We start from the raw sequence: 26,975 nt of genomic DNA, 5'->3' as shown, positions 1-26,975 counted from the left end.
GTGCGTCGCGCCGCCGAGGACGGCCTCGACGCTGGCCTCCTGGACGGGAGGCTCAGCCGTGCCAGATGGCGCGGATCTGTTCGGCGTGCTCGGCTGCCTGCCGCAGCCCTGCCCGGGCCGCGCCGGGGATGCGGGACGCGTCCAGGGGGTTACGGCCGAACGCGCGGCGGGCCGCTCGGTCCGGGACCAGCAGAGCGGCCCGGGCGCCGCCTGCGACAAGGGAGGCCACCTGATCGGAGGCGCCCGGGGTCGCCCCCGGCACGTTGGGAATCGGGGCCAGCACGACGACCCGTCGGCAGTCGTGCACCAAGTCGGCGTTGGTCGTGGAGCGCACGCCCCCGTCCATCCAGCGCCCCGCCCCGATCGTGATCGGCGGGAACAGCGGTGGCAGCGCGCAACTGGCCGACATCGCCGTCACCAGGTCGATTCCGCTGTCGGCACTGAAGCCGTTCGGCTCGCCGGTGAGCGCGTCCACCGCGAACAGCCGCACCGGCCTCTTCGGCCACTCCTGAACCGGCAGTTGGGGACGGATCGCGTCGAGGACCTCGGCCTCCGTCACGTCGCGCACTTTCAGCGCGAGCCTGCCCAGCCGTTTGACCACGGTCGCCGGGTCGCGCGAACCGAGCGCGGCCCACAGGTACTTGACCGTCATGGTGAAGGTGAAGTCCACCTCCATCATGGCCCGCTTGCGGGCGACCTGGACCGCGTACAGGTCGGCCGGCGCCGCACCTGTGGCCAGTTCCACCGCGAGCAGCGAGCCGGCTGACGTGCCGGCGAGCACGTCAGCACCGCCGAGGTCCACCCCGGCGTCGGCCAGCCCCGCCAGCATGCCGACCTGCCACGCGTACGCGGTCAGCCCTCCCCCACCCAACACCAGTGCCGTGTCCGCCACTTCCACCCTCCCGGCTATCGGGGACCGGTCCCCGTTTACCGTCCCGACGTTAGCACGCAACCGGGGAATGGTCCCCGCTTCCGCGCGTACATCTGAGGGATGACATGCGTACGGCACCGGGGTACTGGTGGCCGCGGCCGTATTCACCTCGCCGGTGCCGTCGGATGACGGCGAAGCGTTCCTAGCGTGGTTCCACGGGGCCTCGACGGCCTCCGACCCGCTCTTCCCGCCCTCTGCACGTCTTCAGGCATTGCCTTCAAGCACGCCTTCAAGCACGTCTTCAGGCACGTCTTCAGGCACGTCTTCAGGCACGCCCTCCGGGAGTATTCCGTGGCCACGTTCCTCTACCGGCTCGGCCGGTTCTCGTTCCGACGACGACGGCTCGTCCTGATGCTGTGGATCGCCGTCCTGGCCGCCGTCGGCATCGGGGCCGGCACCGTCTCCGCCGGCACGACGGACACCTTCGCCATCCCCGGCACCCAGTCCCAGAAGGCCCTGGACCTGCTGGAGAAGGAGTTCCCGCAGGCGTCGGCCTCCGGGGCCACCGCCCGGGTGGTGTTCGAGGCGCCGGACGGGCAGAAGCTGACCTCTGCGGCCACCAAGGCCGAGGTCGAGGACCTGGTCACCGAGCTGAAGTCGGCGTCCCAGGTGGCGAGTGTCGCCGACCCCTACACCAGCGGCACCGTCAGCAAGGACGGCGCCATCGGCTACGCCCAGGTGACCTACTCGGTCGTCCAGGCCGATGTCTCCGACCAGGCCCGCGCCGACCTGGAGCAGGTCGCCGAGCAGGGTGAGGAGGCCGGCCTCGCGGTGAGCATGGGTGGCACCGCCGTCAACGAAGAGCCCGAGCAGAGCGCGACCGAACTGATCGGCATCGCGATCGCCGCCGTCGTCATGGTCATCACCTTCGGCTCGCTGGTCTCAGCCGGACTGCCGCTGCTGACCGCGCTGTTCGGCGTCATCGCGGCGATCTGCGGGATCACCGTCGCGAGCGCGTTCATCGACCTCAGCTCCAACACCAGCACGCTGGCGCTGATGCTGGGCCTCGCGGTGGCCATCGACTACGCCCTGTTCATCGTCTCCCGCTATCGAGGGGAGCTGAGGGAGGGTCACGAGCCGGAGGAGGCCGCCGGGCGTGCCCTGGGGACGGCCGGGTCGGCCGTGGTGTTCGCCGGTCTGACCGTGGTCATCGCGCTGGCCGGGCTCGGCGTCATCGGCATCAAGATCCTGACCGACATCGGTCTCGGCGCCGCGTTCGCGGTCGTCGTCGCCGTGGTCATCGCCCTCACCCTGCTGCCCGCGATGCTCGGCTTCGTCGGTCCGCGGATCGCGACGGGGAAGCTCAAGACGCGCCGTATGCGGGCGATGGAGAGCGGCGAGCGCGAGCCGATGGGCGTGCGCTGGGCACGGTTCGTGCTGCGCAACCCGGTCAAGGTCCTCGCGGCCTCGGTGGCCGGTCTGCTCCTGCTCGCCCTTCCGGCCTTCTCGCTGCAACTCGGTATGCCCAGCGACGCGACGGCCACCCCCGGCAGTACCCAGCGCACCGCCTACGACACCATCACCGACGGCTTCGGCCCCGGCTACAACGGCCCGCTGACGGTCGTGGTCGACGCCCGCGGCAGCGAGGACCCCGAGGGCGCGGCCGATGACGCGGTAACCCTGCTCGACGACCTGCCCGACGTCGCGTCGGTGAGCCCGGCGACCTTCAACACGACCGGCGACGTGGCCCTGATCCGCGCCGTCCCGGACAGCTCCCCCACCAGCGAGGAGACGGTCGACCTCGTCTCCGAGATCCGCGACCGGGGCGCCGCCCTCCAGGACGACACCGGCGCCGAGCTGATGGTCACCGGCACCACCGGCCTCAACATCGACATCTCCGACAAGCTGAGCGACGCCCTGATCCCGTATCTGTGCGTGGTCGTCGGCCTGGCGCTGGTCCTGCTGATGCTGGTGTTCCGCTCGATCCTCGTCCCGCTCAAAGCAGCACTCGGCTTCCTTCTCAGCGTCCTCGCGACCCTCGGCGTCGTCGTCGCCGTCTTCCAGTGGGGCTGGGCCGCGGATGTCTTCGGCGTCGACCAGACCGGCCCGATCGTGAGCGTGCTGCCGATCTTCATGGTCGGCGTGGTGTTCGGGCTCGCGATGGACTACCAGGTCTTCCTCGTCACCCGGATGCGGGAGGAGTACGTCCACGGGGCCGAGCCGAGGGAAGCGGTGGTCGCCGGTTTCCGGCACGGGGCCCGGGTGGTCACGGCCGCCGCGGTCATCATGATCTCCGTGTTCGCCGGGTTCCTGTTCAGCGACACCGCGCTCATCAAGTCGATCGGCCTGGGCCTCGCCTCCGCCGTGCTCTTCGACGCCTTCGTGGTCCGCATGACCATCGTCCCGGCGGTCATGGCCCTGCTGGGCCGCCGCGCCTGGGCTCTGCCCGCCTGGCTCGACCGGGTGCTGCCCAACGTGGATGTCGAGGGCGAGAAGCTGCGGCACCTGCTGGGCAAGGGCCCCAAGGCCACGGAGGAGCCCGAGCCGGTTCCCACCGGAAAAGGCTGAGCGCCCGGCCGTACGATCCGAAGCAGGCGTACGGCACGAACCTCGGCCGTGACCACCCACCCCGCCCGCCGGTCCCACTCCCCCGGGGACCGGCGGGCGGCCCCTGTATCGAGAAGGTGTACGACGTGACCGCACCGACCGCTCCCGGGTCCTCGGCTCCTTCCGTCACGCCCGAGACCCTGCTGGGCGGTGCGGAGCGGCGCTCGGACGTCGCGGTCATGCAGTGGCTCATGCGGATGCGCCAGGCGGACCAGGCTCATCCGTGGGTCTGGCGATGGACGGTGCCGATCCTCTGCGCGGCGATCGGTGGCCCGGCTCTGCGGGACGCGGTGAACGGCATCGGACCCGGCGTACCGACGATGCTGGCGCTGATGGCCGGATACTGCGTTCCGCTGCTGTGGCGGCAGCGGCGACCCGTCCTGGTCTTCGCCCTCACCTCCGCCGTCGCCGCGGTGTCCCTCGTCCTGGACGCCGCCACGGGCTCCGAGGCCGCGCGGATCGTGGCGCTGCTCAATGTGGGCCGCCGGGGCCGGCCCGTCACGCTGGCCGTCTGTCTGGCGGTCGCCGTCACGCAGACGTCCGTAGCGGTCGTCGTCCGCGGCGACGCCCCGTCGACCGACCTGCAGACTCCGGTGCTGGCGCTCGTCCAGTCGGCGCTCGTGGCGGCGGTCGCCGCGGCAGGCCTGGTGGGCCGGGTCGTGAACGCGTACATCAGGGCCCTGCACGAGCGCGCCGTACGCCTCGAGGTCGAACGCGACCAGCGCGCCCGCCTCGCCGCCGCCGCCGAACGCGCCCGCGTCGCGCGCGAGATGCACGACATCCTCGGCCACACCCTCGCCGTCATCGTCGGGCTCGCGAACGGCGCCGCCGGACTCACCGAGGCGAAACCCCAACGGGGCGCCGAGATCCTGCGCATCATCGCCGACAGCGGACGCGGCGCCCTGGCCGAGCTGCGCCGCCTCCTCGCCGTCATCGGCGATGACGAGAAGGCCACCCCCGAAGAGACCCCGCTCGCCCCCCAGCCGGGCATCAACGACCTGAGACCCCTGCTGGAGCGCGTTCGGGCCGCCGGCCCCACCGTCACCCTGCACACCGACGGCGACCTGACCCATCTCGCCACCGGCCTCCAACTGGCCGTCTACCGCGTCGTCCAAGAGGCCCTGACCAACACCCTCAAGCACGCCGCCCCCGACACCACCGCCCATGTCACCGTCACCGCCGACGGCACCGCCGTACACGTCACCGTCGAGGACACCGGACCGCCGCGCACCCCGCCTACGCACGACCGAGAAGGCGAGGGACGCGGCCTGGTCGGGATGCGCGAGCGGGCCGCCCTCTACGGGGGAAGTGTCACCGCGGGCCCCAACCCCCTCGGAGGCTGGACGGTCCGCGCCCGCCTTCTGATCACGACCACGACCACGACCTCGACCACGGAGAAACGCCGCGCATGACCACCGTCCTCATCGTCGACGACCAGGCCCTGCAACGCCTCGGCTTCAGCATGCTCATCGAGCAGCACCCCGACCTGACCGTGGTCGGCGAGGCCAGGCATGGCGCCGAGGCGGTCCGCATGACCGCCGAACTGCGCCCCGACATCGTCCTGATGGACGTACGCATGCCCGGCATGGACGGCATCGAGGCCACCCGCCGCATCGTCGAGTCCGGCGGACGTTCCCGTGTCCTGGTGCTGACCACCTTCGACCTCGACGAGTACGCGTACGCCGCCCTGCGCGCCGGAGCCAGCGGGTTCCTGCTGAAAGACGCGCTGCCCGACGAACTCATCGCCGGTATCCGCGCGGTGGCCGCCGGGGACGCCGTCATCGCCCCCGGCCTGACCCGCAAACTCATCGACTCGTTCACCGAGCGGCTGCCCGGCCACACCCCCGAACAGGAACGCCAGCTCTCCGACCTCACCCCACGCGAACGCGAGGTCCTCACCGCCATCGCCTCCGGCTGGAGCAACGCCGAGATCGCCGAACGCCTCCACCTCGCCGAATCCACCGTCAAGTCGCACGTCAGCCGCATCCTCGCCAAGATCGGCGCCCGGGACCGCGTCCAGGCCGCCATCTTCGCCTACGACACGGGACTCGTCCGGCCGGCATGAGCCCCGGCGCGGCAGTCGCGACGCCGCGGAGATCCATCAGAAGCCCCCTAGGTACCCGCGTGGACGTAGGCGGCCTCGGTGCCCTGTGCCGACGACCGGGAGGAGAGCGCGCTGCCGAGCGCCCCGGCTATGAGCCCTCGCGTGGCGGGGTCGTCCTCCCCGATGTCCGCGAGCAGTTCCCGCATGATCTCGATGCTGGAGTCGAGGTGTTCCGGGTCGTCGAGACGGACGTCGTCCATACGGGTCAGCTGTGCGACCGTCCTGGCCAGGTCTTCGGCCAGGGCATCTCGCTCCGGGTCAGCCGGTTCGCCGGTGGAACTCGTGGGTTCGGTGGCGTCAGTGACAGTGGTGAGGACCGACACGGCGGCGACCGGCAGCGCGCCGTCGAAGCTGCCACGGCGCAGCAGGCCGAGCGGCAGGAAGTCGGCCGGGGCGTCGGCCGCCGCCGCCTCGGTCAGCTCCCGCGCGTTCATGGCGAGCACGTCCGCCCTGGAGGGTGCGGTCTCCCGCAGGTCCCGCGCCCGCAGTCCCGTGAGAGCGGCCAGCACCGCGACGTAGGCGTAACGGTGCGGCCGGTCGGCGGGCAGTGCGGCGAGGGCGGCGCTGTATCGGTTGATCCGCTCGTCGGCGAGCTCATCGGACAGCCCGTCGGACAGCTCGCCGGAGACCGAGCCGGACAGCGAGCCGGGGTCGAATGCGGTGACCAGGTCGAGGACGCACGCGATGGACACGACACAACGGGAGTTCCGGCATCCGGCAGCCCCTGGCGGTGAGGCCGGGGTCACAGATGTGGCGAGGGCAAGGTCACAGGCTCGGGCTCTGCTGTTGCTCAAGGACTCTGCCCTAGCATCCGAGCATGACAGTCCTGCCCAACGACGGGCTTTCGCTGGCCGCCGAGTTCCCTTCCGCGCCCCATGAACAGTGGCAGCGCCTCGTAGAGGGCGTACTGCGCAAGTCGGGCAAAGATGTCTCGGGCGCAGCAGCCGAGGACGCGCTGTCCACCCGGCTGGAGGACGGGCTCGTCACCCGGCCCCTGTACACGGCTCTGGATGCCACCCCGGACGCCGGGTTCCCCGGATTCGCCCCCTTCGTCCGTGGCGGCCGCGCCGAGGGAAGCAGCGTCGGCGGCTGGGACGTACGGCAGCGGCACGCGGCGGGTGCGGCCGAGACGGTGCTCGCGGACCTGGAGAACGGCGCCACCTCGCTCTGGCTGGTCGTCGGCGAGGGCGGATTCCCGGTGTCCTCGCTCCCCCAGGTCCTCGACGGTGTCTATCTCGACCTGGCGCCCGTGGTCCTCGAGGCGGGGCGCGACGTCGAGCCCGCCGCCCGGGAGTTGCTGCGCCTGTACGAGGAGCGGGGCGTCGCCGCCGAGGCCGCGCGCGGAAACCTCGGCGCGGACCCGCTGGGTCATGAGGCCCGTACGGGGAAGTCCTTCGACTTCGCGCCGGTGGCCGGGCTCGCGCGGCTGTGTGCCGAGACGTATCCGGGGCTGCGGGCGCTGATCGTGGACGCGCTGCCATACCACGAGGCCGGTGGCTCCGCCGCGCAGGAGCTGGGCTGCTCGCTGGCGACCGGGGTCGCCTATCTGCGGGAGCTGACCGAGGCGGGACTGTCGGCCGAACAGGCGTGCGCGCAACTTGAGTTCCGGTACGCCGCCACCGCCGACCAGTTCCTGACCATCGCCAAGCTGCGGGCCGCGCGCAGGCTGTGGGCGCGGGTCGCCGAGGTGTGCGGAGCGCCGGGCGCGGGTGCGCAGGTGCAGCACGCCGTGACCTCGCCGGTGATGATGTCGCGCCGGGACCCCTGGGTGAACATGCTGCGTACGACGATGGCCACGCTGGCGGCCGGAGTCGGCGGCGCCGACGCCGTCACCGTGCTGCCCTTCGACCATGCCCTCGGCCTGCCGGACGCGTTCGCCCGCCGTATCGCCCGCAACACCTCGACGATCCTGGTCGAGGAGTCGCATCTGTCCCGGGTGATCGACCCGGCGGGCGGTTCCTGGTACGTGGAGCAGCTCACCGACGAACTCGCCCACGCCGGCTGGGAGTTCTTCCAGCAGATCGAGCGGGCGGGCGGTCAGGCGGCGGCCCTGCGCTCGGGCCGGCTCGGGCAGGATCTGGCCGGCACCTGGGAGGCGCGCAGCGCGAAGCTCGCCAAGCGGCGCGAACCCATCACCGGGGTCAGCGAGTTCCCGTATCTCGCCGAGCGGCCGGTGGAGCGCGAGCCCGCACCCGAGCCCCCGTCCGGCGGACTGCCGCGCGTACGGCGCGACGAGGCCTACGAGGCTCTGCGGGCCCGCTCCGACGACCACCTCGCGGCGACCGGAACCCGGCCGCGGATCTTCCTCGCCACCCTGGGCCCCGCCGCCGCGCACACCGCACGCGCGACCTTCGCCTCGAACCTCTTCCAGGCGGGCGGCATCGAGCCCGTCACGGAGGGCACGTTCGAGGACAGCGGCGCCACCGTGGCCTGCCTGTGCTCCAGTGACGCGCTGTACGAGGAGCAGGCCGCCGAGGCCGCCGGGGCGCTGAAGGCGGCCGGCGCCGGGCAGGTGTTCCTGGCCGGCCGCCCCGACCGGTACACCGATGTCGACGCCTACGTCTTCGCCGGCTGTGACGCCGTCGCCGTACTCTCCACCACCCTCGACCGCATGGGAGTGTCCTGATGGGAATCCCCGACTTCTCCGGAATCGAGCTGGGGACGCCCACCGCCGACGGCAGCGCCGAAGCCTGGCGTCAAGCGATCGGCGGGGACGAGGCGTTCTGGGAGACCCCGGAGGGCATCGCCGTCAAACCGCTGTACACCGGCCGTGACCTGGAGGGCCTGGACTTCCTGGACACCTACCCGGGCATCGCCCCGTACCTGCGCGGCCCGTACCCGACGATGTACGTGAACCAGCCCTGGACCATCCGCCAGTACGCGGGCTTCTCCACCGCCGAGGAGTCCAACGCCTTCTACCGGCGCAATCTGGCCGCCGGTCAGAAGGGCCTGTCCGTCGCCTTCGACCTGCCGACCCACCGCGGCTACGACAGCGACCACCCGCGGGTGACGGGTGACGTCGGCATGGCGGGCGTGGCGATCGACTCGATCTACGACATGCGGCAGCTCTTCGACGGTATCCCGCTCGACAAGATGACCGTGTCGATGACGATGAACGGCGCGGTGCTGCCCATCCTCGCGCTGTACATCGTGGCGGCCGAGGAGCAGGGCGTACCGCCGGAGAAGCTGGCCGGGACCATCCAGAACGACATCCTCAAGGAGTTCATGGTCCGCAACACGTACATTTATCCGCCGAAGCCGTCGATGCGGATCATCTCCGACATCTTCGCCTTCACCTCGCAGCGGATGCCCCGCTACAACTCCATCTCCATCTCCGGCTATCACATCCAGGAGGCGGGTGCGACGGCCGATCTGGAGCTGGCGTACACGCTCGCGGACGGGGTCGAGTATCTGCGGGCGGGGCAGGCGGCGGGGCTGGACGTGGACGCGTTCGCGCCCCGGCTCTCCTTCTTCTGGGCGATCGGCATGAACTTCTTCATGGAGATCGCGAAGCTGCGGGCGGCCAGGCTGCTGTGGGCGAAGCTGGTCAAGCAGTTCGACCCGAAGAACGCCAAGTCGCTCTCGCTGCGCACCCATTCGCAGACGTCCGGGTGGTCGCTCACCGCGCAGGACGTGTTCAACAACGTCACGCGTACGTGTGTGGAGGCGATGGCCGCGACGCAGGGCCACACCCAGTCGCTGCACACCAACGCCCTCGACGAGGCACTCGCGCTGCCCACCGACTTCTCGGCGCGCATCGCCCGCAACACCCAGCTGCTGATCCAGCAGGAGTCCGGCACGACCCGGGTGATCGACCCGTGGGGCGGCAGCGCGTACGTCGAGAAGCTGACGTACGACCTCGCCCGCCGGGCCTGGCAGCACATCGAGGAGGTCGAGGCGGCGGGCGGCATGGCGCAGGCCATCGACGCGGGCATCCCGAAGCTGCGGGTGGAGGAGGCGGCGGCCCGCACACAGGCCCGGATCGACTCGGGGCGGCAGCCGGTGATCGGCGTCAACAAGTACCGGGTGGAGTCCGACGAGCAGATCGACGTTCTCAAGGTCGACAACTCCTCCGTACGCACCCAGCAGATCGAGAAGCTGCGGCGGCTGCGGGCGGAGCGGGACGAGCGGGCGTGCCAGGACGCGCTGGACGCGCTGACGCGGGCCGCCGCCGGTGAGGGCAATCTGCTGGAGCTGGCGGTCGACGCGGCCCGCGCGAAGGCCACCGTCGGGGAGATCTCCGACGCCCTGGAGAAGGTGTACGGGCGGCACGCGGGCCAGATCCGTACGATCGCGGGCGTGTACCGCACCGAAGCAGGGGAGTCGCCGTCCGTGGAGCGCACCCGTACGCTCGTCGACTCCTTCGAGGAGGCCGAGGGCCGCCGTCCGCGCATCCTGGTCGCCAAGATGGGCCAGGACGGTCACGACCGCGGCCAGAAGGTGATCGCCACCGCCTTCGCCGACCTCGGTTTCGACGTCGACGTCGGCCCGCTGTTCCAGACGCCGGCCGAGGTGGCCCGCCAGGCGGTGGAGGCGGATGTGCACATCGTGGGCGTCTCGTCGCTGGCCGCCGGGCACCTCACCCTCGTACCGGCGCTGCGGGAGCAGCTCGCCGAGGAGGGCCGCGAGGACATCATGATCGTCGTCGGCGGGGTGATTCCGCCGCAGGACGTACCGACGCTGCTGGAGATGGGCGCGGCTGCCGTCTTCCCGCCCGGGACGGTGATCCCGGACGCGGCCCACGACCTGGTCGAGCGACTGGCGGCCGGCCTCGGGCACGAGCTGTGATCGATCTTGACGGCTATGTGAAGGGCGTACTCGACGGGAAGCGGGCGCACATCGCGCGCGCCATCACGCTCGTCGAGTCCACCCGGCCCGATCACCGGTCTCTGGCCCAGGAGTTGCTGACCGAGCTGCTGCCGCACAGCGGCCGGGCGCGGCGGATCGGCATCAGCGGTGTGCCGGGCGTGGGCAAGTCGACGTTCATCGACGCGCTCGGCACGATGCTCACCGGGCTCGGGCACCGGGTCGCGGTGCTGGCCGTCGACCCGTCGTCGAGCCGTACCGGCGGGTCGATCCTGGGCGACAAGACCCGGATGGAGCGCCTGGCCGTGGACCCGGCGGCGTTCGTACGCCCCTCCCCCACCGCCGGCACGCTGGGCGGGGTCGCCAAGGCGACGCGTGAGTCGATCGTGGTGATGGAGGCGGCGGGCTACGACGTGGTGCTCGTCGAGACGGTCGGTGTCGGCCAGTCGGAGACCGCGGTCGCGGGCATGGTCGACTCCTTCCTGCTGCTCACGCTCGCCCGTACCGGGGACCAGTTGCAGGGCATCAAGAAGGGCGTGCTGGAACTCGCCGACGTGATCACCGTCAACAAGGCGGACGGCCCGCACGAGCGTGACGCCCGAGCGGCGGCACGGGAGTTGGCGGGCGCCCTGCGGCTGATGCACCCCGTGGACGCGGCCTGGACTCCCCCCGTGCTGAGTTGCAGCGCCCGGGAGTCGACCGGCCTGGACACCCTCTGGGAGCGCCTCGAACAGCACCGCGCACTCCTGGACTCCACGGGCCGTCTCGCCGCCAAGCGCCGCGAGCAGCAGGTCGAGTGGACCTGGACGATGGTCCGCGACGAGCTGCTCGGCCGCCTGCACGCGGATCCGGCCGTACGGTCCCTCACGCCCGACCTCGAACGACAGGTACGCGAGGGCGAGTTGACGGCCACGCTCGCCGCCGAGCGGATCCTTGAGGTGTTCGGGGGCGGGGCGGAGCGTTGAGCGGGGGCCGCCGTAGTCGGTGGGCACCGTGGTCGGCGGGCCGCCGGGGGTGGCGGGGTGGGATGGGCATGTCGGAGAGGCGCGGGGCGGACGGGGTTCGTGCTTATCGGGGGTTCTCGTCGAGTTCGTCCTTGGAAACGAGCTTCCCGTCGATGAAGCACAGCCGGTAGGACTTGGCCTCCATGGAGAAGAGGCCACCGCCTTCGGCGCGGTAGTACCTGCACACGGCATGCGCGGGGGTCGGCAGGCTGTCGGCGTCCCGGTCCACGTACGCCTGCTGCGTCGGCAGCACGGTCCGCAGATCCTCCCAACGCTGCCCCGCCGCCAGGTTCCGGTACGTCGTCGCGTCGAGCGTCGCGCTGTCCACGGCGTGGGAGAAGTACACCACCAGCATCACGCACACCACGGCCACCGCCACCACGGGGACCGCCAGCACTGCCGCCAGACTGCGGCGTACCCGCTGCTCGGCGTCCCGCTGCGCCGTGGCGGTCAACGGAGCACCGGGCACCGGCGGTTGGTCGGCGTCGCCGGATCCGTACCGGACACCGGAGTGCGGCAACCGGGCCGAGACCTCGAACCCGCCGCCGTCGCGGTGGCCCGCCGAGAGCGTGCCTCCGAGCACCCTGACCCGCTCGGAGAGGCCGACCAGCCCCATGCTGTTGCCGATCGCCTCGTGGGCAGGGCGGTCGTGGACGCCGTTGGTGACCGTGACGACGGTGTGGTCCGTCAGCCGGTCGATCCGGACCAGGACCTCCGCCCCGGGCGCGTGCTTGGCGGCGTTGGTGAGCGACTCCTGGACCACCCGCTGCACGGCCTCCTCCACCACCGCCGGGGCCGTGATGTCGAGGCCGATCCGTCTCAGGCCGACCAGCATTCCGGCGGTACGCGCGCGATCCACCGTCGTCACGAGGTCCTCGCGGGTCGACGTCGACTCCTGCGCGCTGTCCACCCGCAGTACCCCGATGATGTCGCTGAGGCGGCCGATCGCCAGGGCCGTGCTACGGCGCAGCTCCCCGGCCGTGGACCGGGCCGACTCGTCGAGCCGGGGGGCCACTTCGAGGGCGGCCGCCTGCATGGCGATCAGGGTGAGATCGTGGCCGAGCTGGTCGTGCATGTCCTGGGCGATCCGGGAACGTTCCCGGATCCGGGCCCGGTCGGCGGCGAGCTGGTGCTCCCGCTCCAGGTCCCGGGCCCGCTGCCAGCCCGCCAGCTCGAGTTCGCGGCGCTGATGGCGGTGGCGGCCCGCCAGCCAGGCCGTCACCGCGCCCACCAGCAGCGGAGCGCTGTTCACCCAGGTGGTGACATGGCCCGCCGTGGTGCCGATGACGCCCAGCGCGGTGAGTACGACGCTCACCGCCACCGCCACTTCGACGGGCCGCTCCCGCACATCGCCGCGTCGGCCGGCCAGGTAGCTCATGACGAACAGGCTGGGCGCGAACCAGGGGCTGATCAGGCTCAGGACCGCGCCGGCGCACCAGGACAACGGCAGCCGGGTGTCCCGGAAACCGACGACGGGCACGAGCAGCAGCACCCCGGCCAGCCGCCACCACAGGGGCGGCGAGTCCGCGTCGCCGGGGGAGTCGAGCAGCGCGGGGACGGCGAGCGCCACCCACAGCGCGGCACTCCGGACGATCTTGCGTCGGCCGGTCCCCTCGACGAGTATTCGGGTTCGGCTGGTTCTGCGAGCAGGTTCCGGCGCCGTATCCGGGTCTTTCATGGGGCGTCCTGGCGGAAAGCCGGTACGGCGACAACCTTGATGGCGACAACCTTGATGGACGCCTCGATGCAGACAGCCTCGATGGGGACAGCCTCGGTGAGGGAAGAAATGGGGAGCGCGTGATTCGAGTTCTGATCGCCGACGACGAGACGATGATGCGGGCGGGGGTCCGGGCCATCCTGTCGACCGATCCGGAGATCGAGGTGGTCGCCGAGGCCTCCACCGGCCGGGAGGCCGTGGAACTCGTACGTCGTCACCGGCCGGACGTGGCGCTCCTCGACGTGCAGATGCCCCAACTCGACGGCCTCGACGCCGCTTCGGAGATTCTGAAGTCCGACGCGGGTACGGCTGTGATCATCTTTACGACGTTCAGCAACGACGACTACATCGCCCGCGCCCTGAGTGAGGGGGCGAGTGGATTCCTGCTGAAGTCGGGAGATCCGCGCGATCTCATCGCGGGGGTGCACGCCGTCGCCGACGGGGCGGCCTATCTCTCTCCCGAGGCCGCGCACCGGGTGATTCGCGGTCTGTCCACGGGGCGGATGGCGCGGGGTTCCGCGGCGCGGGAGCGGGTCGACCGACTCAGCACCCGTGAACAGGAAGTGCTGACACTGCTCGGGGAAGGGCTGTCGAACGCTCAGATCGCCCGCCGACTGCACCTCGTCGAAGGCACAGTCAAAACTCATGTCAGTTCCCTTCTCGCCCGACTGGCTGTCGGCAATCGCGTCCAGGCGGCCATCATCGCCTACGAGGCCGGACTGATCGAAAGCGTCGGCTGATACCTGCGTACCTGCGTACGAAGTGTCGCGAGCGCCCCTTCATTTCATGCGCGCTCGGTCGGCCCACCCTCCGGGGAGAACGGGGTCGTATGCAACAAGTCCGACGAGATTGAAGATGGCGGCGACCGGTGGGGGAGGTCATTCGCCGCCATCGGCTCAAGCGTCCCGCCTGCGCAGGACCACGTAACCCGCGACCTGAGCGGCGACCACCCAGACGAGGACGACCAGCAGGGCGCCCGTCCGCCCGTACGGATCCGCGTCACCGTCCATCAGGTGCTGACCGGCCGTGGACGGGAGATAGTCCAGGATCTTCTTGGTGAAGTCGCTGCTGGACAGCGCCAGGGCGCCCGGCAGACCCGCGAGGATCATGAAGACCGTCGTCAGCGTGCCCACGGCGCTGCGGATCGCCGCCCCGATGCCGATGGCGAAGCCACCCATCAGCGCGATGTAGACACCGGTGCACAGGATGGTCGCCACCGCCTTGCCCATGTCGGAGTCGGCGTACTCGAACAGCAGCGGTGCGGTGGTGACCGTCCCGACCACGGCCAGCAGTGTCCCCACCACGAACATCACCGGGGCGGCGACCGCCGACTTGGCGAACAGCATCCGCCCACGCACGGGCACGCACTGCAGCGTCGTACGGATGCTTCCCGTGGAGTACTCGGTCGTGATCGCCAGCATGGCGAGCGCCACCACGGCGAACTGGACCATGTTCACGGCGAGGACCATGGGATGGGCGATCGGAATGTCGACCTCCTCACCGTCACTCCGGTAGCTGTTGGCGATGCTCACCCCCAGCCCCGACGCGAAGATCGCCATCAGGACGAGGGAACCGGCAAGACACCACCAAGTGGCGCGTACGGACCACAGTTTGGTCCACTCCGCGGCAACCGCGCCGATCGTGCCGCCGCGCCCCTGCTGCACGGCCACTGTCGACGTGGGCGTGCTCATGGCTGTGCTCGACATTTGCTCAGGCCTCGACTTCCTGGTGATCCGCATGAGCGGCTGCGCCCGCGGCCACGGGCTTCGACGACTCGTACTCGATGCTGTTGGCCGTCATCTCCATGTAGGCCTGCTCCAACGAGGCCTCGATGACGCGGAGTTCATGCAGTCGGATGCCCAGCTTGAAAACCATGTCGCCGATGGTCTCGACGGACACCCCGGAGACGAGGATCTCGTGCTCACCGTGCCGCTGGACCTCGAGCGACTGTGCCTCCAGGCGCTCGACCAAGGTGTCCATGCCATTGCCGTCGGGCGTACGCACCCGGACCGCGGTCAGTGAACTGCGGGCGATGACACGGTCGATGGTGTCGTCGGCGAGGAGCTTGCCCCGGCCGATCACCACGAGGTGGTCGGCGGTGAGCTGCATCTCGCTCATCAGGTGACTCGACACGAAGACGGTGCGCCCCTCCTGCGCCAGCGACCGCATCAGCTCACGCACCCAGCGCACACCGTCCGGGTCGAGGCCGTTGACGGGCTCGTCGAACAGCAGGATCTGCGGGTCACCGAGCAGCGCGCTCGCGATGCCTAGCCGCTGCCCCATGCCCAGGGAGAAGGAGCCGGCCCGCTTCTTGGCGACCTTCTCCAGGCCGACGATCTCCAGCACCTCGTCCACCCGCTTGCGCGGGATGCCGTTGCTGCGCGCCATGGCCAGCAGATGGCTGTGCGCGCTGCGTCCGGGGTGGAGCGCCTTGGCCTCTAGCAGCGCCCCGACCTCACGCAGCGGATGCGCCAGCGCCGCATAGGGCTTGCCGTTGATCAGCGCCTCACCCGAGGTCGGGTTGTCCAGGCCCATGATCATGCGCATGGTGGTGGACTTGCCGGCCCCGTTGGGGCCGAGGAACCCAGTGACCTTGCCCGGGGCGATGTCCAGGTCCAGGCCGTCCACAGCGACAGCCGTGTCGTACCGCTTCCTCACTGCACGCAGTGTGATCATTGCCAGTCCGTCCTCAGGTGTCCGTTCATGTGAGTGACGGTATGGGCCGGGGGTCCGCCCGGTCTTCGGCCGATCGACAGAGCGTCACTACGACTTTCGACAGAGGGTCTTGTGACAGAGAGAGACCTTCGGCAGAGATGACGGGAGGGCCCGTGCCTGCGGCGATCACCGTCGGCACGGGCCAGAACCGGCCCAGGTAGTCGAATCCCAACTGCGGCCGCAGCCCGGCCGCCGACCACCGTGCGGTGCTTTGGTTGAAGTGGCGCAGCAGTCCGTAGCCGATGCCCGAGCCCCGCACGGCCCACAGCTGCTCCTTTCCATGTACGGCGACCGGCGTCTCGCGGTGTTCAGTCTGATGCAGCCGGTGATCGTGCTGCTTCTGCTGAGTGAGATCTTCGGCAGCATGGCCAACCCCGACGACGTCCCGCACGGCATGCGCTACATCGACTACGTGGTGCCCGCCCTGCTGGTCACCACCGGTATCGGTTCGGCGCAGGGTGCGGGGGTGGGGCTGGTCAGGGACATGGACAACGGCATAGCGGCCCGGTTCCGGGTGCTGCCCGCCAACCTGTACTGAGCAGGAGTGGCTTCTGGTGACCGGATCACCGCCGACCGGGCGGTGGCCTACCGCATCCACCACGACACGGCACGCGGCCGTTCGATGCGCACGGCAATCCGGTCGGCGAGCCGCAGCGCTACTTCTACGACCTCTCGGGCAGCACCGAACACCGGGACGCGCAGCTCCGGCACGCGCTGACCCGGCTGCTGCACTACACCCGACGGTGCGGGGCCGCCGCGATCGCCATCGAGGACCTCGACTTCGCGGCGGACAAGGGCCGGGAGAAGCACGGCCGCAACAAACGCTTCCGCCGCCTGATCTCCCGCTTCCCCACCGCCAAACTCAAGGCCCGGCTGGTGTCGATGGCCGCCGAGCAGCAGGTGGCGGTCGTCGCGGTCGACCCGGCCTACACCTCTCGCTGGGGTGCCCAGCACTGGCAGAAACCGCTGACCACCCCACGACGTCAGACGTCCCGGCACGATGCGGCAAGCATCGCGGTCGGGCGACGCGCCCTCGGACACCCGATCCGGCGACGGACGGAGCGCACCGGATGCGCGCCACCGGGCCGTGGAGCGAAAGCGGGGGACCAGTGTGCCCAAGACCGTTCGGGGCACACGGCTGAGCAGGAGTCCTGGCAACAGGACTCACTCCCGCTCAGTCTTCAGGAACGGTTCATCGCTCTGGCGGCGTGGCTGCGCAGTGTGGAGCTGGCGCGCTCGCCACCAGCGCCGCGCTCATGGCCCTGGCGATGTACGTCGTCGGCCGTTCCTTCAAACGGCCGCCGAACGAGTGACCGGCGACCGGTGACAGATGAATGCCGCGATGCCGACTCCGGGGGAGGAGCCTCGCACCTCGGCATTCACTGCGTTTGAATCACTAGCCTCCTCAGCGTCCTCCGCCACCGCCGCCGCCGTTGCCGCCGCCGTTGCCGCCGCCGCCGTTGCCGCCACCGCCGCCGTGGCCTCCGCCACCGCCGCCGTCACCGCCGCCGTGGCCGCCACCGTCGCCGCCGCCGTCGCCGCCGTGGCCGTTGTCGCCGCCGTGGCCGTTGTCGCCGCCGCGTCCGTTGTCGCCGCCGCGTCCGTTGTCGCCGTTGTCGTGGTCGCCGTGTCCGTTGTCGTTGTCGCCGTGTCCGTTGTCGTTGTCGCCGTAGTCGTTGTCGTTGTCGTAACCGCGGTCGTATCCGTGGCCGTTGTCGCAGTCGTTGTCCCACCAGCCGTAGTCGCAGTCGCTGCTGTAGCTGGAATCGTTCGTCGGGACAGACGCCGAGGCCGTGCCCGTCGCGCCGATCGCGGCGCCACCGGCCATCAGAACGCCGGCCGCGGACACCGCGAACAGACGCTTCACGCGCTGTGATCGCATGGGTATACCTTTCCTTCCATTGTCTCGCGCGACTCTCGACGTCGCGGGACATATGGCCGCGCCCGCTAGGGGGAAATGTGCGGCGCGACTCGTGGCGTCGCCGCATGAATATGAGAGGCACGTCTGGGCCGCCGACGCCGCCCTGACTCCGCGTAAGGTTGCGCGGGCGGGGCTACGGTCGCGGTCCCGCTCTGTCAGGAACCTCGCCGGCCGGGGGGGGCGTGCCCCGGGTTGCGGCTCTCACTTGTAGACGCTAGTCCCCCATTCGCCGCTTGGCATCTTGAGTGGGCAACCAGTCCGCGCAACGGCACTGCGCGACACCTCGCCCGACCACCGCACGCGCACCAATCCGCACCGCGGTCACCGCCCACCAGGGCCCACTGCGACGCGCGCGCAACGCACGGATATGCGGCGGCACTTGAAGTCCGCAACGCAACTCCCTTACGGGGTCGGGCGGACCCATGCCCTGCGTTTCCCCTTGACTCAGCGCCAGACTCAAGGGAACGCCCCGGCTCAGGCCGACGCGCGCTTTCGTGGCGCGGTCTTTTTGGCGGTCGTCTTCTTGGCGGTGGACTTCTTGGTGCCCGCTGCCTGGGCTGTCGACTTGGCGGTGGTCTTGGGGGTGCTCTTGGCGGTGCTCTTGGCGGTGCTCTTGGCGGTGGTCCCCGCCGGGGCCTTCTTCGTCGCCGATTTCGTCGTCGTTTTCGTCGCCGTTTTCGTCGTCTTCTTGGCCGCCGACTTCGTCGCCGTCGATGTCGACTTCTTCCCGCCGACCGCCTTGGGCTCCGTACGAGCCGACTTGCGGGCCGGGAGCGGCGTGACCTCGGCGGCCTCGCCGGTGTCCTCGCCCCGCGACTCCTTGGCCGCGCGCACGCTCTTCTCCAGAGCGGCCATCAGGTCGAGCACCTTGCCTCCGGCCTCCACCCCGGCGGGGGCCGCGGGCGCCTGTTCGCCGGATGCCTTGGCGGCGATGAGCTGCTCGACCGCCTCGCGGTAGTCGTCGTGCAGATCGGCCAGGTCGACCTCGCCGAGGGTGTCCATGAGGGCGTCGGCCAGGTCCAGCTCCTTGTCACGGACGGTCACGCTCATGTCCGGGGCGGCCTCGTCCGCGGCGCGGATCTCGTCGGGCCAGAGCAGCCCGTGCATGGCGATCACGTCGTCGACCACCCGCAGCATGCCGAGCCGCTCCCGCCCCCGCAGCGCGTACTTCGCGATGGCCACCTTCTGGCTGCGTTTGAGGGCCTCGCGCAGCAGGACGTACGGCTTGGCGGCGGGAACGCCGTTCGCGGACAGGTAGTACGCCGTGTCCACCTGCAGCGGATCGATGCGGTCGGCCGGCACGAAGGCCACGATCTCGATCGTCTTCGTGGTCGGGATCGGCAGCGAGGCCAGATCCTCGTCCGTGATCGGGATCAGCGTGCCGTCCGCGTCCTCGTACGCCTTGCCGATCTCATCGGTGGTGACCTCGTGGTCCTCCAGCTCGCAGAACTTGCGGTACCGAATGCGGCCGCCGTCGTCGAGGTGGATCTGCCGGAAGGAGATCGAGTGGCTCTCCGTCGCGTTCACGAGCTTGATCGGAATGCTGACCAGGCCGAAGGAGATGGCGCCGTTCCAGATGGATCGCACGTGCAGCACCTTCCTGACACTGACACTGACGTTGGCACTGACACTGACGCTGGCGCCGACACGAATTCGGGAGGTGCCGGCAAAGACAGGCTAAACGGACGTTAGCGACACCACATCCGCAAGCATGCGACTCTCGTCATATGACGCCGATCGCGGAGGTCGCGGGACGAAGGCTCGCGCTCACCAATCTGGAAAAGGTCCTGTACCCCGCGACGGGCTTCACCAAGGGCGAGGTGCTGCACTACTGCGCGACGGCCGCGGACCCCCTGCTGGCACATCTGCGCAACCGGCCGGTCTCCTTCCTCCGCTACCCCGACGGACCGGACGGGCAGGTCTTCTTCACCAAGAACGTGCCGCCGGGCACACCCTCCTGGGTCGAGACCGCCGAGGTCCCCCGCACGGAAGGCCCCGCCCGTATGGTCCTGATCCAGGATCTCGCCTCGCTCATGTGGGCGGCGAACCTCGTCACCGAGTTCCACACGCCCCAGTGGCAGGCGGACGCGCCCGGTACGGCCGACCGGATCGTGTTCGACCTCGACCCGGGTGCGCCCGCGACGGTCGTCGAGTGCTGCGAGGTCGCGTTGTGGCTGCGGGAGCGGCTGGCCACGGACGGGATCGAGGCGTACGCGAAGACGTCCGGCTCGAAGGGGCTGCATCTGCTGGCGGCGCTGGTGCCGGCGCCGTCGAAGGACGTCAGCGCGTACGCGCGGGAGCTCGCCGTCGAGGCGGAGCAGGCGCTGCCCGCCCTCGTCACCCACCGGATGACGAAGAGCCTGCGGCCGGGGAAGGTCTTCGTCGACCACAGCCAGAACGCCGCCCGCAAGACCACGGCGACGCCGTACACCCTCCGTGCCCGGCCCGCACCGACCGTGTCCACGCCGGTCACCTGGGACGAGGTCGCGGGCTTCGATGACCCCGCGCGGTTCGTCTTCCTCGCCCAGGACATCACTCCGCGCCTCGAGCGGTACGGGGATCTCCTGGAGCCCCTACTGAACACCCACCACGCCGGCCCACTGCCGTGACCGGGGCCGGTGGGGGGATTTTCCGCCCCCGCCGCCCCTACCCGTCCCATCCCTGCCTGGGGGCTCCGCCCCCAGACCCCCGTTCGGCCTGGACGGCCTCGTCCTCAAACGCCGGACGGGCTGAAAGATCAAGCCCCGGCCGGGGATATCCAGCCTGTCCGGCGTTTGAGGACGAGCCCTTCGGGCGAAGGAGGGGGTCTGGGGGCGGAGCCCCCAGGGATGGGACGGGTAGGGGCGGCGGGGGCGAACTGCACCCGGCCCGGCGTCAGCCCTAGCGTTCGTTCAGCTCGGCTGCCACCAGCTCCGCGATCTGGACCGCGTTCAGCGCGGCGCCCTTGCGGAGGTTGTCGCTGGAGACGAAGAGGGCGAGACCGTTCTCGACGGTCTCGTCGCCGCGGATGCGACCGACGTACGAGGCGTCCTTGCCGGCCGCCTGGAGGGGGGTCGGGATCTCGGAGAGGGTGACGCCCGGGGCGCCGGCGAGCAGCTCCGTGGCGCGCTGCACGCTCAGCGGACGCGCGAAGCGGGCGTTCACCTGAAGGGAGTGGCCGGAGAAGACCGGGACACGGACGCAGGTGCCGGAGACCTTGAGGGCGGGGATCTCCAGGATCTTGCGGGACTCGTTGCGGAGCTTCTGCTCCTCGTCGGTCTCGTGCTGGCCGTCGTCGACGATGGAGCCGGCGAGCGGGATGACGTTGAAGGCGATGGGGCGCTTGTAGACGTGCGCCTCGGGGAAGTCGACCGCCTCGCCGTCGTGGGTCAGCTTGTCGGCGTCCGCGACGACCTTCAGCGCCTGGCCGTGCAGCTCGGCCACGCCCGCGAGGCCCGAGCCGGACACCGCCTGGTAGGTGGCGACGACCAGCGCCTCGAGGCCTGCCTCCTCGTGCAGCGGCTTCAGCACCGGCATCGCGGCCATCGTCGTGCAGTTCGGGTTGGCGATGATGCCCTTGGGGCGGTCGGCGATCGCGTGCGGGTTCACCTCGGAGACCACCAGGGGTACGTCCGGGTCCCTGCGCCAGGCGGAGGAGTTGTCGATCACGACCGGGCCCTGCGCGGCGACCTTCTCGGCCAGCGCCTTGGAGGTCGCGCCGCCCGCGGAGAACAGGACGATGTCCAGGCCGGAGTAGTCGGCCGTGGCCGCGTCCTCCACCGTCACTCCGTCGAGGACCGTCCCCGCCGAACGGGCCGAGGCGAACAGGCGCAGCTCGGTGACCGGGAACTCCCGCTCGACGAGGATCCTGCGCATGACTGTGCCGACCTGACCGGTGGCTCCGACGATTCCGACCCTCACGGCGACTCCCTTTGCGTGCGTTTTACGTGGTCCAGCGCTTCCATGATGCGTCTGACCCCGGCCCGCCTGTCCAATCCTTTGCCCAAGGGATGGGACAGAGGATGGGACCGGGATGGGACAGGTGAGGGGGCCGGGGGTGGGACGCAGGCCGGTGGCGATGCTGAGCCGCCGTATCGGTTCGAGGCGTTCGTCGAGTTCCCGGACGGCCTTGACGTCGAAGAGGCCGGCTGATGTGTAGCGGACCATCATCTCGGCCGCCGGGCCGGTGTGACGTATGACTCCACAGCCCTGTCCGGACAGCCTCCGCGAAACTCCGTCGGAGTGGGTCCGGGAAAGTCCCTCGAAGTGGGCCGAACGTTTTGGGCCGCCCCGGCGTCGTAGGGGAAACGTGGGAAGGGGAGGGGTGGCTGTGCTGCGCAGAAAGGCACGCCGTGCCCACGGGGACGTCCAGGAACAGGGAGTGGACGACCCCTTGGACGCGGCTCAGGAACGTCGGGTGCGAGCGGTGCTCGCGCTCGGCGGCGTACCGCAGGCGGACCTGCCGGACGGGGTGCAGCAGGTCCGCCTGCGGTTGCTGGAGCGCGCGGCGAAGGGCGACGAGGCGCCGCGTGACGTGTCCGCGTGGGCGGCGGTCGTCGCCTCGAACCTGGCGATGGACTGGCACCGGGCCAAGCGCCGCCAGGAGCGGCTCGGCGAGCGGCTCGCCTCGCTCCGGCCCCTGGAGCAACCCTCCGGTGAGGAGTCCAGCGTGCTCTCGCTCGCCGTCGCCCAGGGCCTGGACGAACTTCCCGACTACCAGCGTCAGGTCCTCGTCCTGCGTTTCTACGCCGATCTCTCCGTGCGCGGGATAGCCGAGGAACTCGGCGTCCCCGAGGGCACGGTCAAGAGCAGGCTGCACTCGGCGGTCCGCGCCCTGCGCGCCCGCCTGCACGAGGACGAGGTGGTGTGACGTGGCCGAATACGAGGGAGTGGACGCGCTGTGGGCCGCGATCACGGACGAACCGCTGCCCGAAGAGGCCCACGACGACGCCGAGTTCATGGCCGAGCACCGGTCGGCGGCGGCCGATGTGGCGCTGCTGCGGGAGCACTTGACGGTCATCGGGGAGGCGTTGGCGGCGGACGGTACGGACACGGCGGCGAAGCCGGCGCCGGTACGGGCGTCCAGGAAACGTGCCCGCCGCCCGGAGGGAGCCCCCAGGAACCGCGGCCGCCGGCCCCTAGCCCTCGCGCTGGGCGGCTTCGCCGTGGCCGCCGTCGCCACGATGGTCGTCGGGATGGGCTGGCTCCTCGCGCAGGGCGCGGGCGCCGGGCTGAGTGAGAGCAGCTCGGACAGCGGGGCCAAGGCGGCCGACAGCGCGGCCGGTGAGGCATCGCTGAGCGGCCCGGGCTATCTCGCCTGCTCCCGGCTCGTCGTCGAGGGGACGATCGCCGAGGTCGAGCCGGGCCCCGGCACCACACAGAACCGGATCACCCTCGACGTGGACCGCTACTACAAGCCGGAGAAGGGGAAGAGCGAGGTCGTCGTCGTCCTGGACGAGGAGGTCGCGCCCGACCCGCGCAAGGGCCGGCGCGTACTCGTCGCCCTCCAGGACAACCCGGCGACACCCGACGGCTGGACCACGGGTCAGCGGGCCATCGCCCGCGAGCGGGCCTGGATCCTGCAGGCGTTGCCCGAGTCCCGCACCGCCACCTGCCCATGAGCAGCACCGTCATCCGCCCATGAGCCGCGCCCTCAGCCGCCCATGAAAAAGGGGCGGGCGCCCGTTCCCGGACGCCCGCCCCCTACCCCCGTACAAACTACGGAATGACCTTCTCGATCTTCACGCTGCCGACGCCCGCGACCGTGCCGCGCGCGTTCACCAGCTGGACCTCTCCGAAGAACTCGCGTCCCTCGGGTGCGGCGGCCAGCGCGGTGACCGTGCCGGACACCGTGGTCGAGTCGCCCGTACCGAGCTTCACCGGCGCCGACTCGTCGACGTCGACGGTGCCGAGCGCGGAGGAGAAGAACACGTCCTTGTAGTCGTACGCGGTCGAGCCCGAGGGGACCGCGTAGCCCGCGACCTCGATGGTGTAGGTGCCGGCGGCGGGGTCGGGGATGGAGACCGACTCCTCCGAGTCGCCGTCCGCGTCCTGCGCGACCGCGGTGCCGGCGGCGTTGTACACCGTCAGGTCCAGGTCGGCGGCCGTGTCGGAGACATTGCCGATGGCGACGTCGAGGGACGTGACGCCCGCGGGCACGTCGACCGTGGTGGTCTGCACGGCGAGGTCGGCGATGGTCGGCCGGGCCGTCTTCGAGGAGCCGAACGTGCCGCCCTTCAGCGTGCCGTTCAGCGCGGCGTAGTTGTTCGTCACCTTCCAGGAGGCGGTGGCCGGGGTGCCGACCTTGGCCTCGGGAACGGTCACGACCTCCGGGTCGAAGGCCGCGCCGTACACGGTGGCGTCCAGCGTGTACGGGTTGTCGAGCAGCGGCGACGTACGCCGCGACTCGACCTCGATCTCCCAGACACCCGGCACCGGGTCGGCGTACGAACGCACGTCGGGCTTGCAGCCGTTGCCGTCGAGGTAGTTGTTGTAGCAGTACGGGGTGCCGGTGTTGTCGACCGGAACGCCGTACGGGTGGATGGCGATGAACCGGGTCTGGCTCTTGTCCTTCAGCCCGCCGATCGCGACCTCGAGGGACTTGGCGCCCTCGGGCACGGTCACGAAGTACGACTGGGTGCTGTTGCGCTGGACCGTGTTCGACGCCGAGTAGGTGTAGGCGAGCGGCGCGGAAACCACGGCCGCCGTCATGACCTGCTTGTCGATGCCCTCGGTCTTCGGGTCGTCGACCTCGAGGATCGCGCTCTTGATGCCCGTGGACCTCGGTGCGGCCTGGACCTTGACGGTCACCGGCTGGTTCAGCGGCAGGTTCACCTCGTCCGAGCCGACGATCCTGAAGGTGCTCGCCGCGTTGTTCTCGAAGTGCAGCTCGTGGCGGATCGCCTTGTCGGCGCCGGACGTACGGGTGATCGTTACGTCGTACGTCTTCTTCTGACCGGCCTTGAGGCCGCTCTCACGGTCGTACAGACCCGTGCCGAAGCCCGGGGTCTTCAGGAACTGGTCGATCGCGGTGTCGACCGGTGCCTTGACGGTGTAATCGTGGGCGGTGGCGCCGTCGAGGATCGAGTCCCAGGCGTCCTCGATGTTGATGAGCCCGGCTCCCTCCTCGTACGCCTGCACACCACTGATGTGGTCGGCGGTCGAGGTGAGCGCGGTGCGCAGGGTGGCGGGGGCGAGGTCGATCTTCTTCGCCTTGGCGGCGCTCAGCAGGAGCGCGGACGCGCCCGCGGCCTGCGGGGACGCCATCGAGGTGCCCTGGAGCATGCCGTAGCCGGCCGGCAGCTTGTAACCCGCCTCGGCGACCGGGGCGCCCGGCAGCCAGGTCTGGATGGTGTTGATCGCGGCACCCGGGGCGACCAGGGTCGGCGTGAACCCGCCGTCCTCACGCGGACCGCGCGAGGAGAACGGCATCATCGCGTACGACTTCTGCACGACCGACCCGTAGTTGGCGGCCCAGGTCTGCTTGGAGATGCTCGCGCCGACCGAGATGACCTTGTCGGCCAGGCCCGGGTCGCCGATGGTGTTGGCGCCGGGGCCGGAGTTGCCGGCCGAGATCACCAGCTGGACGCCGTAGGTGTCGATGAGGCGCGTGTACAGCTCGGCGCGCGCGTTGTTGCCGTCGTTCAGCGCGGGCAGACCGCCGATCGACATGTTGACGATGTCGACACCGCGGTTGACGACCAGGTCGATCATGCCCTCGGTGAGCGCGACGTTGGTGCAGCTCGGGCCGAAGAGGCAGGCACGGGACGAGACGATCTTCGCGCCCGGGGCGGCACCGTTCATCTCGCCGCCGAACAGGCCGTTCGCGGCGGTGATACCGGCCACGTGGGTGCCGTGCTCGCTGGAGATCATGCCGATGTTGACGTAGTCGGCCTTGTTGCCGGCGGCGTTGTAGACGACGTCCTTGCGGATCTCGACGACGAACGGGATGCGCTCGGCGACCTCGGTCGCCGGGTTGTCCGTGCCGAAGTAACCGATCTGGTAGCCGTCCTTGTACGGCTTCATCGGCTCTTCGTCACCGAATTCGTGGTCGTCGTCGAGGTCGACGCGGACCGTGCCGGAGGCGGCGTCGTACAGCACGCCCCAGGCGTCGGTGGTGTCGCCGTCGCGGTTGACGTCGCCGAGCTGGTCGCCGCCCGCGGTCACGGACTCGTAGAAGTAGTTGAACTTGTACGACCCGGCCGGCGCCGTGAACGCCTCGGCGGCGCCGCCGACGGGGGTCGCGGAGAACGCCGGGCCGGCCACCGAGGTGAGCATCCGCCGCCAGGCGCCGTCGCCGTCGGAGACCGGGTCGGTCGACGTCACCCAGTCGACGATCTTCCGCTCGCCGGTGGTGGTCTTCTGCAGCGCCGGGTGGGCGAGGTCCACGCCCGAGTCCAGGACGCCGATCGTGATGCCCCGGCCGTCCGCCTTCGGGTGGTCCTCCACGAAGTCGACGGCGCCCGTCTCGAAGGACGGGTTGTACGGGTTCTCGGCGGGAGTGTTCTTGTTCGGCGCGGAGTAGGCGGCCGAGCCCTTGCTCGCGGCGCCCTTCGCCGTGTCCGCGCTCGGCGTCGGGTCGTCCAGCGCGATCTCCTGGCGCAGGTCGATGCCGTGCACGGAGGTCAGCTTCACGGCGGCGGCGATGGCCGCGTCCGCCTTCGCGGTCGGGACGGTGGCGCGGACGTAGCCGACCTTGTCGAAGGTCCGGCCGACGAGACCGCCGTCGACCGCGTCCAGTTGGTCGGCGACCTGCTCGGTCCGGCCGGGCGCGGTGGCGATCATCATCGTGACGGTCTTGTCACCGGCGGCCTTGGCCTCGGTGAGGAGGTCCGCGTCGTCCGAACCGAGTTTGGCACTCGCGGACTTGCCCGGGTCGGGCGTGGTGGGTGCGGCAGGTGTGGCGGGTGCGTGGGTCGCGGCGAGGGCCATGGGTATCGGCCCGGCCGCGGAGAGCGCGGTCACCAGGCCTGCGGCCACGGCGATACGGGCCACGCGTCTCGCGCCCGATATCGGAGCGCGCTGAGGGTCGGGGGTCATCAGCATCCCTTGTAGGTAAAGGAACGAGCGTTTTGTGACCGGTCCCGACGTACGGGACGCGATCACCTCGGTCCGGTATGTGATCCCGGATGACCGCTCAGCTTTGCTCAAGGGGCTGTTGTTTGGGGAGAGTTGGCCGAGGTGGGATGGAACCATGGCGTACTTCCGCCATGCGCCATCGGGGACACAACGGCACGAACCGGGAGATTTCT

20 protein-coding genes and 1 pseudogene are annotated in these 26,975 nt (G+C 70.4%); 12 read left to right on the top strand and 9 right to left on the bottom strand.

All coding sequences use genetic code 11. From position 1 onward, the window contains the following. Positions 1-52: 52 nt before the first annotated feature. Positions 53-892: a patatin-like phospholipase family protein gene (locus ACX28W_RS34140; RefSeq protein ID WP_459003880.1), complete on the bottom strand. Its 840-nt coding sequence runs from the start codon at positions 890-892 to the stop codon at positions 53-55. Between the two features lie 330 nt (positions 893-1,222). Between ACX28W_RS34140 and ACX28W_RS34135 the strand changes: the two genes are divergently transcribed. From ACX28W_RS34135 to ACX28W_RS34125, 3 genes are all read left to right on the top strand, one after another. After that, positions 1,223-3,439: an MMPL family transporter gene (locus tag ACX28W_RS34135; RefSeq protein ID WP_459003879.1), complete on the top strand. Its 2,217-nt coding sequence runs from the start codon at positions 1,223-1,225 to the stop codon at positions 3,437-3,439. A gap of 125 nt (positions 3,440-3,564) precedes the next feature. Then, positions 3,565-4,890, top strand: coding sequence for a sensor histidine kinase (locus tag ACX28W_RS34130; RefSeq protein WP_459003878.1), 1,326 nt, complete (start codon positions 3,565-3,567; stop codon positions 4,888-4,890). Further along, entirely contained in the window at positions 4,887-5,543 is a 657-nt protein-coding gene (locus tag ACX28W_RS34125) for a response regulator transcription factor (protein ID WP_362077204.1), read from the top strand. The genes ACX28W_RS34130 and ACX28W_RS34125 overlap by 4 nt, the downstream gene beginning before the upstream one ends. Before the next feature lie 47 nt (positions 5,544-5,590). Here ACX28W_RS34125 and ACX28W_RS34120 read toward each other — a convergent pair whose 3' ends face one another. Then, entirely contained in the window at positions 5,591-6,274 is a 684-nt protein-coding gene (locus tag ACX28W_RS34120) for a hypothetical protein (protein ID WP_459003877.1), read from the bottom strand. 125 nt (positions 6,275-6,399) lie between these two features. On the opposite strand from ACX28W_RS34120, the gene ACX28W_RS34115 reads away from it, so the two are divergent. The 3 genes from ACX28W_RS34115 to meaB are packed head-to-tail and all read left to right on the top strand — an operon-like array spanning position 6,400 to position 11,353. Continuing rightward, complete coding sequence (locus ACX28W_RS34115; protein WP_459003876.1) at positions 6,400-8,208, top strand: methylmalonyl-CoA mutase family protein; 1,809 nt, start codon at positions 6,400-6,402, stop codon at positions 8,206-8,208. Beyond that, positions 8,208-10,370 carry a methylmalonyl-CoA mutase gene (scpA, locus tag ACX28W_RS34110; protein WP_459003875.1) on the top strand — a complete coding sequence of 721 codons (2,163 nt, stop codon included), beginning with the start codon at positions 8,208-8,210 and terminating at the stop codon, positions 10,368-10,370. The genes ACX28W_RS34115 and scpA overlap by 1 nt, the downstream gene beginning before the upstream one ends. Continuing rightward, on the top strand, positions 10,367-11,353 hold the full coding sequence (gene meaB, locus ACX28W_RS34105) for a methylmalonyl Co-A mutase-associated GTPase MeaB (RefSeq protein ID WP_459003874.1): 987 nt from the start codon (positions 10,367-10,369) through the stop codon (positions 11,351-11,353). Before scpA ends, meaB begins: the two co-directional genes overlap by 4 nt. A gap of 103 nt (positions 11,354-11,456) precedes the next feature. Here meaB and ACX28W_RS34100 read toward each other — a convergent pair whose 3' ends face one another. Beyond that, complete coding sequence (locus tag ACX28W_RS34100) at positions 11,457-13,070, bottom strand: sensor histidine kinase (protein ID WP_459003873.1); 1,614 nt, start codon at positions 13,068-13,070, stop codon at positions 11,457-11,459. Positions 13,071-13,189: 119 nt separating this feature from the next. Here ACX28W_RS34100 and ACX28W_RS34095 point away from each other — a divergent pair, with 119 nt between their 5' ends. Then, a complete protein-coding gene (locus ACX28W_RS34095; protein WP_459003872.1) occupies positions 13,190-13,849 on the top strand; it encodes a response regulator in 660 nt (219 codons plus the stop codon). A 156-nt stretch (positions 13,850-14,005) separates the two neighbouring features. On the opposite strand, the gene ACX28W_RS34090 is transcribed toward ACX28W_RS34095, so the two are convergent. Beyond that, a complete protein-coding gene (locus tag ACX28W_RS34090) occupies positions 14,006-14,800 on the bottom strand; it encodes an ABC transporter (RefSeq protein WP_459003871.1) in 795 nt (264 codons plus the stop codon). Between the two features lie 19 nt (positions 14,801-14,819). After that, positions 14,820-15,785 (bottom strand): ABC transporter ATP-binding protein, encoded by a 966-nt coding sequence (locus ACX28W_RS34085; RefSeq protein WP_459003870.1) that lies wholly within the window; start codon positions 15,783-15,785, stop codon positions 14,820-14,822. Positions 15,786-16,044: 259 nt separating this feature from the next. Here ACX28W_RS34085 and ACX28W_RS34080 point away from each other — a divergent pair, with 259 nt between their 5' ends. Together ACX28W_RS34080 and ACX28W_RS34075 are read left to right on the top strand one after the other, a co-directional pair. After that, positions 16,045-16,362: a hypothetical protein gene (locus ACX28W_RS34080; RefSeq protein WP_459003869.1), complete on the top strand. Its 318-nt coding sequence runs from the start codon at positions 16,045-16,047 to the stop codon at positions 16,360-16,362. An 18-nt stretch (positions 16,363-16,380) separates the two neighbouring features. Further along, positions 16,381-17,006 (top strand): annotated as a pseudogene (locus ACX28W_RS34075) (IS200/IS605 family accessory protein TnpB-related protein); the annotation flags it as partial. A gap of 223 nt (positions 17,007-17,229) precedes the next feature. On the opposite strand, the gene ACX28W_RS34070 reads toward ACX28W_RS34075, so the two are convergent. Together ACX28W_RS34070 and ku are read right to left on the bottom strand one after the other, a co-directional pair. Beyond that, positions 17,230-17,706, bottom strand: coding sequence for a hypothetical protein (locus ACX28W_RS34070; RefSeq protein WP_459003868.1), 477 nt, complete (start codon positions 17,704-17,706; stop codon positions 17,230-17,232). A gap of 513 nt (positions 17,707-18,219) precedes the next feature. After that, the gene (ku, locus tag ACX28W_RS34065; RefSeq protein WP_459003867.1) at positions 18,220-19,332 is read right to left on the bottom strand and encodes a non-homologous end joining protein Ku; all 1,113 of its coding nucleotides are present in this window, start codon (positions 19,330-19,332) and stop codon (positions 18,220-18,222) included. 140 nt (positions 19,333-19,472) lie between these two features. Here ku and ligD point away from each other — a divergent pair, with 140 nt between their 5' ends. Further along, complete coding sequence (gene ligD, locus ACX28W_RS34060) at positions 19,473-20,354, top strand: non-homologous end-joining DNA ligase (RefSeq protein WP_459003866.1); 882 nt, start codon at positions 19,473-19,475, stop codon at positions 20,352-20,354. 271 nt (positions 20,355-20,625) lie between these two features. On the opposite strand, the gene ACX28W_RS34055 is transcribed toward ligD, so the two are convergent. Next, on the bottom strand, positions 20,626-21,645 hold the full coding sequence (locus ACX28W_RS34055; RefSeq protein WP_459003865.1) for an aspartate-semialdehyde dehydrogenase: 1,020 nt from the start codon (positions 21,643-21,645) through the stop codon (positions 20,626-20,628). 403 nt (positions 21,646-22,048) lie between these two features. On the opposite strand from ACX28W_RS34055, the gene ACX28W_RS34050 reads away from it, so the two are divergent. Both ACX28W_RS34050 and ACX28W_RS34045 read left to right on the top strand, forming a co-directional pair. Next, the gene (locus ACX28W_RS34050) at positions 22,049-22,594 is read left to right on the top strand and encodes an RNA polymerase sigma factor (protein WP_459003864.1); all 546 of its coding nucleotides are present in this window, start codon (positions 22,049-22,051) and stop codon (positions 22,592-22,594) included. 1 nt (position 22,595) lies between these two features. Then, positions 22,596-23,345 (top strand): hypothetical protein, encoded by a 750-nt coding sequence (locus ACX28W_RS34045; RefSeq protein ID WP_459003863.1) that lies wholly within the window; start codon positions 22,596-22,598, stop codon positions 23,343-23,345. A gap of 97 nt (positions 23,346-23,442) precedes the next feature. Here ACX28W_RS34045 and ACX28W_RS34040 read toward each other — a convergent pair whose 3' ends face one another. Beyond that, a complete protein-coding gene (locus ACX28W_RS34040; protein WP_459003862.1) occupies positions 23,443-26,763 on the bottom strand; it encodes a S8 family serine peptidase in 3,321 nt (1,106 codons plus the stop codon). Positions 26,764-26,975: the final 212 nt, after the last annotated feature.

This window comes from Streptomyces sp. SD15 (assembly GCF_054462255.1).
The sequence above is the reverse complement of the archived record's forward strand: the minus strand, read 5'-3'. Positions and strand labels throughout refer to the sequence as shown.

Coding starts and splice junctions, on each gene's coding strand:
- ACX28W_RS34125 (WP_362077204.1), top strand. CDS start 4,887: ATGACCACCGTCCTCATCGTCGACGACCAGGCCCTGCAACGCCTCGGC.
- ACX28W_RS34115 (WP_459003876.1), top strand. CDS start 6,400: ATGACAGTCCTGCCCAACGACGGGCTTTCGCTGGCCGCCGAGTTCCCT.
- scpA (WP_459003875.1), top strand. CDS start 8,208: ATGGGAATCCCCGACTTCTCCGGAATCGAGCTGGGGACGCCCACCGCC.
- ACX28W_RS34100 (WP_459003873.1), bottom strand. CDS start 13,070: ATGAAAGACCCGGATACGGCGCCGGAACCTGCTCGCAGAACCAGCCGA.
- ACX28W_RS34090 (WP_459003871.1), bottom strand. CDS start 14,800: ATGAGCACGCCCACGTCGACAGTGGCCGTGCAGCAGGGGCGCGGCGGC.
- ACX28W_RS34085 (WP_459003870.1), bottom strand. CDS start 15,785: ATGATCACACTGCGTGCAGTGAGGAAGCGGTACGACACGGCTGTCGCT.
- ACX28W_RS34070 (WP_459003868.1), bottom strand. CDS start 17,706: ATGCGATCACAGCGCGTGAAGCGTCTGTTCGCGGTGTCCGCGGCCGGC.
- ligD (WP_459003866.1), top strand. CDS start 19,473: ATGACGCCGATCGCGGAGGTCGCGGGACGAAGGCTCGCGCTCACCAAT.
- ACX28W_RS34040 (WP_459003862.1), bottom strand. CDS start 26,763: ATGACCCCCGACCCTCAGCGCGCTCCGATATCGGGCGCGAGACGCGTG.